Below are 15,859 nucleotides of genomic sequence, written 5' to 3' on the forward strand. Positions count from 1 at the left end.
CCATTCCATGCCTGGGCGCGCTTGGCACCCCCTGGACTCTTGTGACGGACGACGGCGCCGACCCCGAGCAGGTGCAGAAGTCCGGGACGCGGGGAGTGATGTCGAGGCGGCTGCCGTCGCTTCTGAGTCGCGCACACCGTGATTGGTCGGGCTTCAACGAAGAGGGCGAGGTAGCGGTTTGGTATGCACCACGCTAAGTGCTCGGTTTGCCCGTGTGAGCGCGGTATAAAGGAGCCCATGCCGGCCAAAATTCTCGGGAAAGTCGGCGGGTTCGACGACTACGACGCCGTCGAATTCGAGGCCCCGACTGGCGTCGGGCTGGAGGACGGTAACGCGTCTCTCACCGAATTCCCAGACGCAAGGGCTTTTCCGGGACAGTACCCACCCTGCCTTTCTGAAACCATCCGGCACGCGCCTCGGGTCGCAGTCGATAACAGCGACCGTTCCATGAGGATGATCGGCAAGCAGCTGCTCGCATTCGGCAATGCACGACATGCCGATATCTCCAGCACGTACTTTGTGCAGTGACGGTAGTGGGCCTTCCTGCTGAAGTACGAGCAGCGTTCGGTCGGATCGTGGCAAGAGACGATTAGCGAAGGCGAGGATTGGTCTCGTGCTGCGGTAGCCGCGGTCAAGGGTTCGTACCGGGACTTCGCTGGGGTCTTTTTCGATCACGTCGATGACTTGATTCCAGCTCGACCAAGTGTGGTCGGACCTCCTCTGATTAAGGTCTCCCATGATGGTCCAGGAGCCGTGGCTATTTATCGCAGCAAGCAAATACCACTCGAGCGGGGTGACATCCTGGGCTTCGTCCACGATGATGTGCCGGATGTTGACCAAGTCCTTGGCCGCGTGGAGTTTCCACTGAATATAGGCCAGCAACGCATTCTGTGCCCGGTATTTGATCGCCTCGCTATAGGCAGGAATCGATTTTAGATAAGAAGACCACTCTTCATCGTGAGTGATCCTTTTCTTCGGTGTCCCGTTCATGCGAAGGTGCTCATAGACGTCCTGCACCGTAGGCTGACCTCCTGCGTCTCCGATCAGCTGATCAATTGCAGACCAGGCATACTTAGCCAGTTGCTTATCCACTTCGTGCCAGGTACGCGACACCCGTCCTTGAAGGTCCTGCCGTAACCCGAGGATGTGCTGCGTCAGCTCAGGCATGGAGAGGATCTTTATACGGGAAGAGTTTCTCGACAAACGATGAATGGCTTCTCTTACATGGTTGCTGTACTCCCGTGTTGGTCCGACGATGAGGACGTCGTCGTCAAGCGCGCTACCCGGTGGGGTCTCTTCATTGACCAAATAGGCGGCCCGGTGTGAAGCGATAATTGTCTTGCCTGTTCCCGGCTTCCCCTCCACGATGGTGTTCTCTCCGGCAGCAAGGCTTACAAGTTCGTATTGGTCCGGTTGCAGCGTACTGAGTACGGGAACAAGGCGCTCAGTACGAGGAGAATGAAGCTGTCCCATGAGGAGGGACTCGACTCGGATACCCCTGCTGTTCCTGTCACGGCCTTCCGCATCTAGTTCCCCCCGCATCACCGGAGCTGTGGTGAGACTGGAAGGGGCTGGCAAGTTGCTGACGGAAAGTTCGGAGTGTTCGGAACCTGGCCTCTTTGGCGCGAGCGGCACGGACAGCCCACGTATAAGGAATGGTTCAGCGGGAGCGTCGTCGCGGAGCTTTTCGTCGTCGAAGTCCACGATTTCGCCTATGCGATGCACAAAAGCTCTCACCACTGCGACCTCATCGCACAATGCGTGGTGCTCCCTTCCGCGGAAGAAAGTGCAAGCCACGGGTGCAGCCCAACCGAAAACCTCCACCCCATTTAGGTCGCTGCAATGACGCTCACCAATGTAAAACTCGGAGTTGCCGTCGATTATCTGGTTTGGCTGTGCCAGGGCGATACGTCCAACCAACTGACCGTCAAAGACTGGAGGCTGGGGACGAACACCAGTCCCGGTCCATAGACTGTTGCGCGGCCCCGAAACGCTGCTGAAATACTGGCGCCCCTCTTCGAGTTTCTGCGCGTACCGTTTTTGGGCAGCGCGTTCATTCTCCAGTTCAAGTTCTCGACGTGTCCTCATTTCTCCTCCTTCGGACGAGCGATAGTTATGACGCAGGCAGCAAGCGCTTCAAGCCGGATTTCAGGCTGAGTCTCATCTGCAATTTGCTGGGAGAGGTGCGAGAAGCGTTCCTCAGCCTTTGTGATTTGGCTTTGGAAGAGAGCGATCATCCGAGGGTCACGGCCCCTCGCTTCAGCGGTCGCCACGCGTTTGCGAATGGCGACTAGCCGTCGTTTGTGCTGTTCCGACTGAGTCACAAGGCGCGTTTCTTGCAAGGCACTAAATTCCCGGTCTCGCCTGTCCTGTTCGCGGTCGTGGCGTCGATGCAGCTCATTGAGAGCCCGGTCCGCAAGTTGAGGAAGCCTTTCGATATCCGGAAGAGGAGCATCTTCGAGCGTCCCGTCTGCAAGTGCGGCCAGCACTGCATTCACAGGCCCGTCCCCGCCGTGACGACCAGTGTCTGATACAGCTGCTCCCCATATCTCGTCACCTCCACGTGACGCCGAGACGGCTTTGGCGAGCACAATCACATAGGTCCCCGATTCGACCCCAGGATCAGCAGTGAGCAACTGAAGCGATGCGAACCGGGCCTGTTGGTGGCCTGGAACATTTACGGCGGCCATTACCAGAGGGCTTGTAGCCGTCAGGAGTGCGCCGCCACCCGTGCGCGCCAGCTCCTGATCCAGAACGAGATGGATGGGCAGCTCGCTCCGAAGTTGCGCGGAAAGGCTGCCCGTTTCAGCCCGCGTCCTTCGAGCGCTTTGATTCAGGGCATCCACGCGCGAGGCCATGCGAGCATTACCTCGGAGTTCGAGGGATTGGCCGTCGGGCGATATCTTGATGACGGGCGCTTGATCGATCTGAGTCCAATCAGCAAGGAGAAGTGCAAGTTCCCGCTGACCGATGTATCGGCCAGTCCGGACCAGCTCGTCTTCCAGGCCTGCAACGTCCACGTCGTTGCTGATCAGCAAGGAGCTCGACGAGTCAGCGACATCTTGGAGCCCAGCCTTCTGTTCCTCCAGTGCCGTGAGAACCTCTATAATTTTTTGCTCCCTCTGCTTGGCAGAAAGAGTGAAATCAAACCCGGCTTTCAGCGCTCTGGGCGCATTGGCCGCAATGATGGGTTCGAGCGGCCCAATCGAGGATTCAAAAATTTCAATACGGTCCAGAAGGCGTGAGATTATTCGTTCGTCTATCGTCTCCTCGTTGACGAAATTTACGACGAGAATCGCTTCTTCTTTCTGGCCTATGCGGTCTATGCGACCTATACGTTGCTCGATCTCCATCGGGTTCCAGGGAAGGTCATAGTTAATGACTGCAGAGCAAAACTCAAAATCCAGACCCTCGCTGGCCACCCTGTTAGCAAAGACAAAATCGAAGTTTCCGTTCCTAAACTCAGCCATGATCTCCCGTCGTCTCTTGCGCGGGACATCTCCGTGCAAAAGGGCGATCCGGTAGTCATCAGACAGCTTGGACGACAGATATGCCAGAGTCGGACGAGAGTGGGTGAACAGAAGCGCTTGTCGCTTCTGTTGATGGAGTGAATATAGAACCGCGCGGAGCTGATCTAACTTGGTGTCCAGTCCCTCCGGAAGCTGAAGAGCGGCATCGATAAGCTCGTCATGAGGTTCCACACGCAGGAGAGATTCGCCAGAATCTGCATCAGTGAATGCCCCGAAAGAGTATGGATCTAACACTGCCCGGCGTGCCATTGGGAGGCACGCGCTCGCCAGGCGCAATGGCATCTGCATGGCGAAGTGCAGGGGACGCCCTACCTCGGCTGCTCGTTGTCGGCACCATGCCAGGTACTCTTTGTAAAAGGTTTGTTCAGGATGGGTCCAGTGAACTTGTCGCCGCTCTTCCGTTCGTTTTGCTTTCCGGTCGTCAACTTCGACCTTTTTTGTCCGTGTAATGACCGTCGACAGGGTATTCAGGTCCGCCAAGTACCTCTTGGCGTCGACCACGTCGCGCGGGCTAAGCACATCCTTGGAGAGCGTGTCGGTTAGTAACGCGAACTCCGGACGGTCCATCAGTGTTGCACCGATCCGGCTCGACCGTAGCCCTTGGAGGCTTTTCAATAGATCGGCTGGAGCAGTGCCATTTTCAATCAGGTGTCGTCCGACGGCATTTATCACCTTGTTGGGTTCAAGTCGGAGTTCAAGGTCATTGATGTCACCGAAGTCGCCTGGAGCCAGCAGCTCGAGCAAATTGAGGAGATCTTCCTGCCTCAAATTCATTGGAGTCGCCGTGAGGAAGACAACACTGTCGGCCCATCCCGTGACTTCCGTACCAAGGGCGTAGCTCTTAGTGTCCGAATTTCTCATCGAATGAGCTTCATCGACGATGACAAGGTCGAAAGTTGGTGGAGAGTCCTTTAGGGCGTCAATACCCGGCCACGCACGCAGTCTCTCTAGGCTGCAGATGTACGCATGCCGTTCGGGGAGACGATTAGCGCGGTGTCGCTCGAGAAACTTTTGCAGCTCTGTCCCATCCAACTCAGTGAGGCTGAATTCAAAACGATCTTCCATCTCCTCCTTCCACTTGCCGACTAAGCTGGAGGGGCAAACAATGAGCACGCTGTTAGCTTCATGTCGAGCCTCTAATTCTGTCCATATAAGGCCAGCTTCGATCGTCTTTCCCAGGCCGACCTCATCGGCTATGAGAAGGTGTGCTTTACCCGTCTGCAGCAACTTCAGGACGGGTTTGAATTGATACGGGCGGAAGGTAGTCCTAGTCGCCCGAAATGAGAATAGGGTATTAGAAAATTTCCCCTTGAGCTTCGCTCGCGTTAGCGTCGCGCTGAACCGCGCGGCAGGTGTTGGCTCGGTTGCGACCCAAGAGCGCGGTCCGTCTTGTTCCGGGCGATGCACGAGGCCGGTCTCAACGACATCCTGGACCCGTCCGTCAACCCACACGGTGTACGACCAGCGATTGCCGGCGAACTTCCGATCGCGTACCACGGCGTCCATGCCGGTCTGCCGCGTCAAGACGCTTTCCTGGACGGCGAACTGAGGGTGTGGCACGTGGATTGCTGACTCCCACAAGATCTCCGCCCATCTCCAGGCGTTCATCAATGGATGGTCGTCCGTGAGAGTGTCGACCGGGGTCAACATCGCATCGGCCGGCGCATCGCCTAGCCCGACCTGAAGCAGCATCGGGCCTTCGGGGATGCCACAGAACCAGTACAATCCCTCAGGCAGCGCCACCTCTGGGTTCCAGAGGATCCTGCAGTTCGCCGCACCGTCGACAAGTGACTTCACGGGCGTCTCAATCACCAATGCCCGAGCGAATGTTCCGTGGTGGAGTGCGACGTGTACGTTTTCATAGTCCGGGTGATAGCCGAAAAACTGCTCCCGAAGCTCGTTCAAATTCTGCACGTTAGTCATGCTTGGCGTCCTCGTCCTGCCATTCCCAGCCCAGCCGAACATTCGTTCGGATCGAAGCTTGGACGTGGGATGGCGAAGTGCAGCGACTGATGGGGCGAACTCCGAAGAATAGGACTTCACAACTCCTAGCCGACCCTATAGAGAGCGGTACTACGACAGCATTAGGCAGCGCAAAGTTGGTAGCCACCCTCGTGCCACGGACTTCGCAAGTAAATGCCCTTCCCTCCAGTCCACGTTCGGCACGGAGCTGCACAGCACTCAATGGGCTACCCTGGCACCTACGGCATTAGGGTCATTTAGCCATGCTCGCGATTCATTTGGTTCCATTCTGCTCCCTCAGAAAAATGTTGCAGTCACATTCTTTATGCAGAGCTTTGCAGGTCCGCAGTGCGGGATGCCATAAGTACCGGTACTCTAATTGTGGCTGGCACATTCACTGTAACTACTTGGATAGGTCTTTTGCAGGTCAAGGAAACGAAAACTCGCGTTCACTCCGCGACCGTTTAGCGGCGAACATAAGGGGGGCAATTGGAACTCCGCGTTAAGTATGAGCCGGCCCTTTAGGTTCCATCTGGACACCAGATGTCGGCTCCGCGGTTGTCGACCGCGCTACTCGATGCGAGCAGATTCACCACCTTGCCGTGACAACCGCCCTGGCGCCCAAGGCGGAGCTGTCGGCCCGGTTCGAGGTGACAGCGTCCACCCTCCGTCGCGTCCTGGCCCGCACCTACGGCAGCGACATGCCCCTCGGCTCCCACCTCGAAGCGTGGCTGCGGCAGCGACGTTCAAACAGAATCACACCATTGCCCGCTGGTCCGCGGCCCTAATCCGTGCAGCGGGCAGCTCTAGACCGGGGTTGAGGCCCCTGATTGAGGCCACCCAGTCCGCGCCGACGGCGACTCGATGCAGCTGGCCGCGCAAAGGATGGCCGGGACCACTTAAGGGAAGTAGACCAAGCGCAGTCGATCAGCGCCGTTTCGAAATGAGCTCAGCCATGGCGGTCACCCAGTCGATCCGTTCCTGTTCCAGCCGTACGTTGCCGAGTACCGCAAGCTGCTCCACCACGGCAAGCTCCTCCGGCATAAGATGCTGCATGGTCCCAACTGCCGGCTTGGGCTCGTGCCCCCAAAGGTCTTTGAACGCCTCCAATGTGTACAGGTCCATCAAAACAGTACTCACAGGAACGCCTTGGGCCCGCAACCGGTTTAAAATGCCAAAACCGTGGCTGTCCAGGTCGCCCCAGTAGACCACGCCAAGTTCGCGGATCCAGGGGATGCGAGCCAACCGGTCCACGGCGTAGCCGGAGCCATGGACCACCACAGCACCCTTCAGAGGCGGCATGGCCAATACAGACTCCAAATTCTCAAACACGTAGACCACCTGAGGGGCTAGGTCCATGGCGGCCAACTCAGTGACCGCTGCAGCCAGATCCGACAGGCCGCCCGGCGCCAGAGCGGGGTCCAGGAAACGCAGGCGGACCAGGTCGGGTTTATCCGCCAGTCCCAACCCACTTCTACCGGTGGCCGCTTCATGCAGCCGCGTGACGAGGGATCTGTACTTCTGGACCCATTTGGTGTCGACCCCGCGGATGGGCAATTGGCGGATGTACAGTCCCGATGCCGGGTGATCCCTGATCCATTCCAGGACCCCGCCAAGCCGGGTGAAGTCTTCGGGCGCCAAAGCGGCAAGTTCGACGGCGCTGCGGCCCACCGCGGTCGCAAACCCATCCCGGTGAGGAAGAGGCACCGAGTCGAGCAGCGTCTGGGCCCTGAGGGACGCCCGCTGCCAGTGGGTGGTTTTGCCGGCAAATGCCGCGACAGCCGCGGGGGTATCGAGTTGCACACGGTCGGGAATCCTCTGCTGGCCCAGGCTGGCCCAGCGGCGTTCCGTCCACAACACGTCTGCTGTCCCTTCCCATGACTTGGCCCACGCGACGGCGGCCGGCACGGAGGCTAATGCTTGCGCTTCTGTGGGCGAATGCAAGGGAATCCTCAAGGGAAGAGACGCGCCATCGCCCACGGACCACGAGCCAACGTGGCGGCTATATTTCTTGAGCGCCTGCGCGGCCGCCCCGGCAGGTGTCACAGGCGTGGGGCTCAAAACAGCGCACCCGTCTCCGCCGGTTCTTCAGCGTCCCCGGTTGCCAACACTCCTGCACCGGCTGACCGCTCGCGGCCCGGCACCGCGGCAGCCGGTGGCGTAGAGTGTGGACTGCCGTCGTCGTCCATGGACAGGGCCCCGATGCGGGAGTCCTGGAACTCCCGGCAGGTGACCACGGCCATGCCCCCGATGTAGTCCTCCAGCGTTTGCAGGAGTTTCAGCGGGGTTGCGAGCACCATGTGGAAACCGAATTCAGTGAAGACATCCATGGCGATGCGGGTGAAGTTGCTATCCGCCTTATCGAACGCCTCGTCCATGATGACAGTTCCGTAGCGCGGCACGTCCTCGTCATCGCCGGCCAGCTGGTAGCGCAGGGCCGCGGCCAGGCAAAACGTGACAAGCTTTTGCCGCTGACCGCCCGAGAGACCCGCGCTGGAATCGTATACATTGAGCTGCCTGCCAGCGAAGTCCACCTCCGTGGCGGTGAAGCGCACGTGCAGTCGGGTGTCCAGGCATTGGTTCCGCCAGGAGGTATCGCCGGGTTCGCTCGAGGCGAGTCTCTCCATGAGGCGCCGCATGACTTCGAACTTGGCTTCGGCCTCGTCGCGGTTCTGGGCGACCCATGATCCCGTACTGATGTCCTGCAGGTCGCTAAGGAACTTCCTACCCAGCTCGCCCCGGTTCTCCTTGACGACGATCTTCAGGAACCGCCCGGCGTCGAAGGCAGACCGTTTAAGGGAGCCGTTGATGGGGGCCACCCTGTCGCGCACTTCCAACGGCGCGCGGCGGATCTCATTGGCCAATGTCGCCACATTTTGCTGCGACTGGCGTTCCATGAGTTCGAAGAACCGGGTCTCAAAGTCCGGCAGGCGGTCCGCGACAAGCTGCTCCAACAGAGCAAGATATCCGCCAGCATCCTCCACCTGGTCGGTCAAGTCCCCGGCTTTGGCGGCCCAAAGACGCCGGAACTCTCCCGCCAGCGAGGCGAAGGCAGTTCGGGCGGCTGCGGCCTGTGACGTGGCCAGCTTTTCCTCCGCGCCCAACCCAGTGGCCACTGTCAGTGCGACTTCGTCGATCACCTCGTGGACGATGCTGCGGCGCTGCCCCAGGAACCGTTCCCGGAGAAGGTTGCCAAGCTCCTCAGGCACCTCTGTTGCCCCGGCAACGCGAGGCTCAAGCCCCAAGACAATACGGTTTAATCCCGCTAGTTGGGTTTTCACTTCAGCCAGTGTCTCCATGGCGGCTTGCTGGGCCTTCTGCGCGGCCTCCCATCGTGCCCCCGCCTCCATCGCGGCAGCTTCCGCTGCTCGAAGGTCGCCGCTTGCCGCCAGGATCTCTTCCAGCCGTTCCTTGTGGCGCTCCACCCTGCTGCTGGCCCGGGCAGAATCCAGTTGGTCCCAGTTGTGGGTTTCAGTCAGTGCCAGTGCCTCAGCGCGCAGGCGTTCGGTCTCACGGCGATTCTCCGCAGCGTCGACTTCGGCGGCCAGTTGGTCAGCCTTGACGCGGGCGGCCTGGAGGAGCGAACTCAGGTGCTCCAGTTTGTCAACGTTGTCGAATCCAAGCACCCATGTAGAGCGATCATCCACTCGTGACCGATCGTCTTTTTCATGACGGGTGCGGGAACGTTTGACCTGCCCGGCACGGGTTACGGCTTTCTCCGCGCCGCCAAGCTCCGCGGGTGCATCCACGCATTCGTAGTCATAGTTGACGGACAAGACCGAGTGCAGCCACCCGGCCATAGGACCGTCCGCCACTTGCACCCGCGAGACTAGGGACCGCTCGGTCCTTGCTGGCCGCGGCGGTTCCGCCCGGCTCGGGACTGATTCAAAGACAAGCCGCGTACCCAGAAATAGCCCGTCGACGGCGTCGCGCACTCGGTCAATGTGCGTCTCCGGGACGAGCATGACGGTGGCCAGGGGGCGCAGCACCCGCTCGATGGCTCCGGTCCAGTCGGCGAATTCCTTCCGGACCTCCAACAGCTCACCAGCGAATGGAAAGGCTGACGCTGGCATGCCGGCTACCTCGGCTACGACGGACCTCGCGCTGACGAGCCTGTCGCCAAGATTGGACCGTCGACCGCGAAGGGATTGAAGCTCTCGTTCCAGGTCCCGGACTTCGGCTTTGGCGGCGGCGCGGGCCTCATGGAGCTCATTGATCGCCCGTCGGCTGGCCAGTTGGGCGTCATGGAAGGCGCTGCGTTCAGTGCGGGCCGCAGCCCGAAGTTCCTCATACTCTTCAAAGCTGGCGGGGAAGGTGATACCCACCGCCTCAAGCTTCGAGGCCAGCTCGGCCCGCCGCCCCAGGACAACGCGATTGCGTTCCTGCGCGAGGTCCAACTGACCCTGTTGGTCGCGCAGGGCCTGGCCGCCATGGTCGTCCACCAGTCGCCGGGCGGCCGAGTGAGCCTGGTCCAATTCTGCTGTGGTGGAGGTCGTCATATCGACGTCGTACTGTGCGGTCAGCGCAGCGGACTCGGCCGCCGTTTTGGCGTCCATGGCCAGCTTGAGCTTCCATTCATCTTTGAAGCTTGGCAGCGCCACGGCAAGTGCGGCGGCCTCGGCCGCACGGGCACTGCTGAGCCTAAAGCTGCGGGCCGGTTCCTCCATACTCCGCAGGTGTTCCACCTGCTCGCGCGCCTCCACCACCAGCCGGTGGGCCTCGGACAATTCGCCAAACTGCGCCACTGCGGTAGTGGCGATGTCGAACGTCTTCGGCTTGTCCAGCATGAATTGGCGGAATAGGTCATCAAGGCTGCCCAGCGACTTGGCCGATTGCGTCTTGTGCAGCAAAAGGACGGCATTCTCGCCGGAGATGCCCATCAGGCGGCAGAAGCGGCTGGCAAAGGCCGAATGCTTGTCGGTGACGTATGCGGCCGGCCAAGTGCTCTTGATGCGCCGGGTCTCGATGCCGTTGCGAAGGTAGTCGACAAAATCGGTGAGCGTCGTATTCTCCTGCAGGAGGATACTCAATTCGCTGACTTCAGCGGGCGTGTTGGAGCCTCGGCGCAGGTGGTACAGCTTGAGCAACAGCACGGGCTTAGCCCCTGTGTTGTCGTTGTAGCGCAGCAGGATGCCGCTAAACGTGGCGCCGGTACGCAGATATTCCGCACGCACTTCGCCCGTTTCGTCATCGGCGCTGCGCCGCCACGCGCCGCGGATGTAGCTCACAATCGTCCGGTCTTCCCCCCGGGCGGAGGTGTCCTGGGCGGCCGCGTTGAAATGCAGCTTTCCGCGAGGCGTCAGCACGGCTGAGATGGCGTCGACCAGCGAGGACTTTCCCGAGCCGGAATGTCCAGTCAACAGGAAGCCCTTTCGTGCAATGTCCAGGCCGTGGTGGCCTTGAAACGTCCCCCAGTTGAGCAGCTCTACCCGTTCCAGCCGCCACTGACCGGTCCGGGTGCCTGGTGCCGTGGCCGCCATCGTCATGCTCATACTGTCTCCTCATCGGTGTCGGGCAGTTCTGCGGAGCCGCGCTCTACCTCCGCAGCCAGCCGCCGGTACTCCGCCTGCACGGCTGCAATCTCCTCCGCACCGAAGACGAGCCTCAAGACGGGCGAAACCTCGAAGCGGCCCTCCGTGCTGGTTGCAGCCAACAGCCCGTATTTGACCATTTTTTGCCAGGACGAGTTGATGCGTTTGGAGAATCCCGCGATGTCGGCATTGTCTTTCCCTCGGTAAACCTGCAGTTGATCGGCCACCTCGTCCGCGCCAACGATGGTTTTCCGACCGCCACTTTCCTGCAGTAGCGTCTGCCGCAGGTGGAGCAGCAGCGCCGTGTCCAGGAACGTCAATGTGGCAGTGCGCATCACCTTTGGCGCGTCAACGTCCGCGGAGGTGTTGCGGACGAAGGCGACCTGTGCGGCGTGATCGGTGACTAGGTCCAGGAACAGGTCTGCCAAGCTGGACCGGACGGCGTCCTCGTCGGACAAGAGAGCCGTCCATAGATTGCCGTGCCGGGAGGCGGAGAGATAGGGGCCGCGTAGAAGCTGGACGAGGACCCGGCGGGAGGGCTCCCGCAGGGTGCCCGTGTCGCCCTCCCACAGCGCGACGTCGGACAACGGCCCCTCGCCTCCGACCGGTCCGGGTACGCCTGATTCGCTCACGGGTGAATCCTTTCGGTGAAGAGATAGCGGCCCACAGTGCCGCGGCGCGTGGTGCCGGAGCCTCCGGGGGGCCGCCAGGTGACGTCTTCACGGCCGCTCAGCGCGATGGCGTGCTCTTCGGCTAGAACTAGGAGTCCCACGACGCTCGCCACACCTTGGGTGGCCGGACGATCAGCCAAAACGTCGGCAATGGTTGCAGAGCTTTGACGGCTCAGCACGGCATTTATATTGCCGGTCAATTCGATCATGTCGATCTCGGAGGCGCGGGCCAGAGCCCGGAGTTCCTCAATGTCCACTGTCTCAGCGGCATGCTCCGTGATCTCGCCAGCGGCTTCGAAGTCGGCCGGATTGTGCAGATTAAGAGCGGCCACTGAATTGAGCGGAACACTGGTCAGGTCCAGTGACAATTCCGTCTTAGCATAGGGCTTCACCGACTGCGAGGTCTCTAAAGCTTGCCGTAATGCAGAACGCAGCCGCTGGTTGATCAACCGGTCCTGTTCGAGTTCCTGGGACTGGACGAAGCGGCGCAGGCTGCGGCTGAACGCAGTCATGACGGCATGGATTTCGGAGCTACGGTCTTGGAGCGTGGGCAGAATCCGGCGCAGAATCCTCACTTGCGCCGCGGAGAGCCGGGACGTGAATTGCCTGTCCATGATGGTGTCGATGCTGTCCTCGAAATCACGTCCTTGTTCCGGGTCAAGCAGTAGAGCATAGAAGCCGGAAAAGCTCCGTCCAGCCTCGGACTCCGCCAAGAGATCAACACCGCGGAAGATGTCATCCAAGACGCTGCCGCGCGGCCCATCCTGTTCGATCAGCCGTTCCCGCAGGTCCCTGTTGAGTTGCTCAAGCTCGGACCGGACCCGGGCAAAATCACTGGGTATTTCTTCGATGAGCGATAGTACGTCGCGCAGCCGTTCAGCGGCCTGCTCGGCGGACAGCACGTCGACGTCCCCGCCAGCGGCCCGCTCGATCTGGGCATCGATGCGGGCGCGTTCCTCATGGAGAGCCCGCAGCCGCGACGTACTGTCCGGGTCTGTTTCGCGGGCCAGCACGCGCACCCTGTCCAGGATGGTGGCAAGACGCGATTCGGTAACGGCCTGCCGCGGCTGGGACAGCTCGGTGACAAAGCGAATGGCCTGCAAGGCTCCCAGTGACAATTCAAAGGTCTCCTCGCGGGATCCCTCTGCAGTGCGACGGATCAGGACGCCCTCATTGCGCCACGCTGTGCAATAGGCCTGAGCCGTCTGCGGCAGATCGAACCCGTTGCCCCGCAGCTCCTCCAGATCCTCCTCAACGTGCTCAAAGAGCGCCGGCGCCGCCAACCGGCGTTGCTCGCCGCCTAGATGCTTGCTCAGCACAGCTACTGCAATCGCTGCATTATTTGTCCGGAGCAGACGCCACGCTGGGTCCTCGCTCAACAAGCGAGAAGCCGTGAGTGCGGCGCGGAGAACAGTCATGGGTCTCACACTAGCCAATGGCGCTGACAATGATTCCTTGTCCGGTAGCTCGAAGTCCTCAAGGGTAAGCGTCGATGCGGAGGGCATCCAGGCCGGCAATCTGAGTGCTGGCCGACTCGTTCAAGCTTGGGCTGCGGCCCTTCCACACCTGGGCACGGCTGGCACTGCCGTGGGCCCAGATGCGGACGCCGGCGCCGACCGCGATCAGGTGCAGAAGTTCCGGATGCGGGGGCTGCTGTTGAGGTGGCTAGGGTCTGCGGGACCAGGGGCAGCCACATCCAGGCAACTCCGGTGGCTGCGACTTGAGACAGTCGTTTCAACACACCGGGGCCTACTGGAAGAATGATTGCCCATCCGGCCCTCCCGGGGTGCCCGTACCGCCGTCCTTTGTAGGGTCTGAATTATGGAGGCCACTCGGGCGTCCTGCTCAATAATATGAAGTAGCTGATTGCGCCGAAGCCTGAACCCGTCTGGTCGATCAGCATTACCTAACTAGATGCGCCGCCGTCAAAGGTAACCTCGTATCCAAGCGACCCGAGCAGACTAGTCAGCATGCTCTTGGTATTTTCACCCGCCCGCTGCCGCAGCTCGGAGTTCTCAGCAGCTTCCGCCATGTCGGATTCGGCGAGGAGGTAGAGCTCGGCCTGCTGAGGCGCCGTGAACGCATCTACGACTCGGTCAGCGATACCCCGATCCTGGCTGTACACATAGGACCGGTCATGGTCGATATTGGGCTTGTCGAGCTGCGGCTCGGGAAGCCGCAGCGTCACCGATTTGCCGTCCGCTGACACTGTAAGGTCCTCTTGGGCGAGACCTGCAAGGTCGACATAGGCATTGACGGTGCCAGCGGCCACAAAGAGCGTCCGTCGTCCTGCTATGAAATCGGGAAGCCCCCCGGTGCTTTCTTTCTCGTCCAACAAAAGCTCAAAATTACCGACCGCAGCGTGATACTGGCTTACGTTCTTGACGGACTTCAGAAGAACGGTTTGGTTCCGCTGGCTCTTGCTCGAAAACGGGCCAAACCCCAGCATGGACGCTACGAGCAGTGCGGCCAGTAACACCGCCACCGCAGATGCAATGAGCGCGACGGGCTTGAATGATTTAGCTTCGGACACTGGCCCCTTTTGCCTTGAAACGGCTTGGGTTCCGTTCCTGTTGGTTGCCTTCCAGAAACTGCTGTCCGGCTGATTCACGATCAGTGTAGCGGGACTCGTTCAACGGTATGCTGGCGACACTTTCATGAATCCTGACCTCAATGTGGGACGATAACCACCGGTGACAATTGAGCAAGGACTACATCCTCGGGTCCTCGAGCGGCGCCGCATCACCGCGCAAGGCGGGATTCACTTTCATGAGGGGGACAAAAGGTGACCATAGACAGCAAGGCACTCGTGCCGGTATGGACACTAGCCACAGAGGCGGTAAGTGTGTCTGACGTGCTGGGCACCGAGGGTCTCACGCCAGCTCGTCTTGCAGAGCTTAGAACGGTTCTGGCGGCACTTGCCGATTCCCCCATAGCAACACTCGAAATGCATTCCATGCCATCGACTCGAGATCGCAAGGGCGGGCTTCCGCTTGACGCAGCAAGCCCGCTGGCAAAGCAATTGGCGCAGCTCGTGACCCAGACTTCGAAGTCCGCTCCCCCGCAGCTGAACGTGGCCGACGCGGGCGACGTGCTGTACCGGATGGTGGTACCCTCCAAGGTCGCCGCCCAAGTGGGCGAAGGACTTGTCAGGCCCATGGCAGTCAAAGGACATTCAGGAGCTATCTATGGCGCACTGAGGAACTCGACCGGAATTGTCGGGCAGGCCAAGTTCGTACCTGTCGCTGGTGGAGCCGCAGCTGCGGGCACTGCCGGCGCTGCAACTGGTTCAGCAGCTACAGCTGGCGTTGCGGTTGCCAGCGCTGGAGCTTTGACAGTGGCCGCGCCACTTGTGCTGATGGCCGTAGCCGTCAGCGTCAGCGCGTATGCGGAGCACCAGCGTCAGGAAGCAATTGAGCGGATCACTGACCTTTTGGAGCAGTTGCACGAGGACAGTCTCGATAAGGAACGCAACGAGCTTGACGGTTGCCGTGAAGCGATCGACAAGGCGACGTCCATCCTCTTGGACCAGGGGCGGATCGGCTTCTCGCTCGGCCTGGATTCATCCGTGCACGGCATCAACACCGCTATCGCTGCCACCCGGCGGCGGCTGAAGAAGTGGGAAGCGGCGCTGGATGCGCTGCCCGACGGCGCCGTCGAAGTAAGCGAATTGAAAAAGCCGTTTCCCGGCATCACAGAAGAAGGCGGAACCTTTCGGGCGCACCTGGAGATTGCACGACTGGCCATTGCTCTCAAAAGGCGGGTGCTCGTCCTTCAGGCAGTCGAGCATGCCCAGCAGGACACTAGCAATTCCTTCAAGAGTTTTATCGGGACGCTCCACGACGATGGGCGCAGCACCGACGAGTTGGAGTCAGGCATCAACCAGGTTCTAATTCGGCTGTCCGCTCTCGAAGTGAAGCGCGACGGCGGTTTCCGCCTTCCCGCGTTCACCCCGGGCGAAGTAGACCATCTGCTGCAAGCCGCATACCGTCTTCGTGCTTTGGGAGACGGTCTACAGGTAGCTGGCCACCGGGATGACGTTGCAATTGAGATTGAACGAAAGCGTGACGGATCCCTCCTCGTATTCCCTGGAGTCGCAGCCTAATCAACTCGGGTGGGCAAAGCGCTTACTACCATCTGACGCAGCTCGCTAAGACAACCCGCC

At 60.4% G+C, this 15,859-nt stretch carries 9 protein-coding genes; 2 read left to right on the forward strand and 7 right to left on the reverse strand.

All coding sequences use genetic code 11. The features are described 5' to 3' along the window. Positions 1-153: 153 nt before the first annotated feature. Both Q9R31_RS11835 and Q9R31_RS11840 read right to left on the reverse strand, forming a co-directional pair. The gene (locus tag Q9R31_RS11835) at positions 154-2,088 is read right to left on the reverse strand and encodes a UvrD-helicase domain-containing protein (RefSeq protein WP_311262922.1); all 1,935 of its coding nucleotides are present in this window, start codon (positions 2,086-2,088) and stop codon (positions 154-156) included. Then, a complete protein-coding gene (locus Q9R31_RS11840) occupies positions 2,085-5,453 on the reverse strand; it encodes a helicase-related protein (RefSeq protein WP_311262923.1) in 3,369 nt (1,122 codons plus the stop codon). The genes Q9R31_RS11835 and Q9R31_RS11840 overlap by 4 nt, the downstream gene beginning before the upstream one ends. 641 nt (positions 5,454-6,094) lie before the next feature. Here Q9R31_RS11840 and Q9R31_RS11845 point away from each other — a divergent pair. Beyond that, positions 6,095-6,280 carry a hypothetical protein gene (locus Q9R31_RS11845; RefSeq protein WP_311262924.1) on the forward strand — a complete coding sequence of 62 codons (186 nt, stop codon included), beginning with the start codon at positions 6,095-6,097 and terminating at the stop codon, positions 6,278-6,280. Between the two features lie 139 nt (positions 6,281-6,419). On the opposite strand, the gene Q9R31_RS11850 is transcribed toward Q9R31_RS11845, so the two are convergent. From Q9R31_RS11850 to Q9R31_RS11870, 5 genes are all read right to left on the reverse strand, one after another. Next, positions 6,420-7,538 (reverse strand): Wadjet anti-phage system protein JetD domain-containing protein, encoded by a 1,119-nt coding sequence (locus Q9R31_RS11850; RefSeq protein WP_311263031.1) that lies wholly within the window; start codon positions 7,536-7,538, stop codon positions 6,420-6,422. A gap of 11 nt (positions 7,539-7,549) precedes the next feature. After that, on the reverse strand, positions 7,550-10,984 hold the full coding sequence (locus Q9R31_RS11855) for an SbcC/MukB-like Walker B domain-containing protein (RefSeq protein WP_311262925.1): 3,435 nt from the start codon (positions 10,982-10,984) through the stop codon (positions 7,550-7,552). Continuing rightward, positions 10,981-11,655 carry a DUF4194 domain-containing protein gene (locus Q9R31_RS11860; protein ID WP_311262926.1) on the reverse strand — a complete coding sequence of 225 codons (675 nt, stop codon included), beginning with the start codon at positions 11,653-11,655 and terminating at the stop codon, positions 10,981-10,983. Before Q9R31_RS11860 ends, Q9R31_RS11855 begins: the two co-directional genes overlap by 4 nt. Then, positions 11,652-13,112, reverse strand: coding sequence for a DUF3375 domain-containing protein (locus Q9R31_RS11865; protein WP_311262927.1), 1,461 nt, complete (start codon positions 13,110-13,112; stop codon positions 11,652-11,654). Before Q9R31_RS11865 ends, Q9R31_RS11860 begins: the two co-directional genes overlap by 4 nt. A 488-nt stretch (positions 13,113-13,600) precedes the next feature. Next, positions 13,601-14,305, reverse strand: a complete 705-nt coding sequence (locus Q9R31_RS11870; RefSeq protein WP_311262928.1) for a DUF4230 domain-containing protein — start codon at positions 14,303-14,305, stop codon at positions 13,601-13,603. A 234-nt stretch (positions 14,306-14,539) separates the two neighbouring features. On the opposite strand from Q9R31_RS11870, the gene Q9R31_RS11875 reads away from it, so the two are divergent. Next, complete coding sequence (locus tag Q9R31_RS11875) at positions 14,540-15,799, forward strand: hypothetical protein (protein WP_311262929.1); 1,260 nt, start codon at positions 14,540-14,542, stop codon at positions 15,797-15,799. Positions 15,800-15,859: the final 60 nt, after the last annotated feature.

Source organism: Pseudarthrobacter sp. BRE9 (assembly GCF_031844305.1).
In the GTDB taxonomy this organism is placed as follows: Bacteria; Actinomycetota; Actinomycetes; order Actinomycetales; family Micrococcaceae; genus Arthrobacter.

What these genes read in the sequence shown, in the direction of transcription:
- Q9R31_RS11835 (WP_311262922.1), bottom strand. Translation starts at nt 2,088, where the DNA reads ATGAGGACACGTCGAGAACTTGAACTGGAGAATGAACGCGCTGCCCAA.
- Q9R31_RS11840 (WP_311262923.1), bottom strand. Translation starts at nt 5,453, where the DNA reads ATGACTAACGTGCAGAATTTGAACGAGCTTCGGGAGCAGTTTTTCGGC.
- Q9R31_RS11855 (WP_311262925.1), bottom strand. Translation starts at nt 10,984, where the DNA reads ATGAGCATGACGATGGCGGCCACGGCACCAGGCACCCGGACCGGTCAG.
- Q9R31_RS11865 (WP_311262927.1), bottom strand. Translation starts at nt 13,112, where the DNA reads ATGACTGTTCTCCGCGCCGCACTCACGGCTTCTCGCTTGTTGAGCGAG.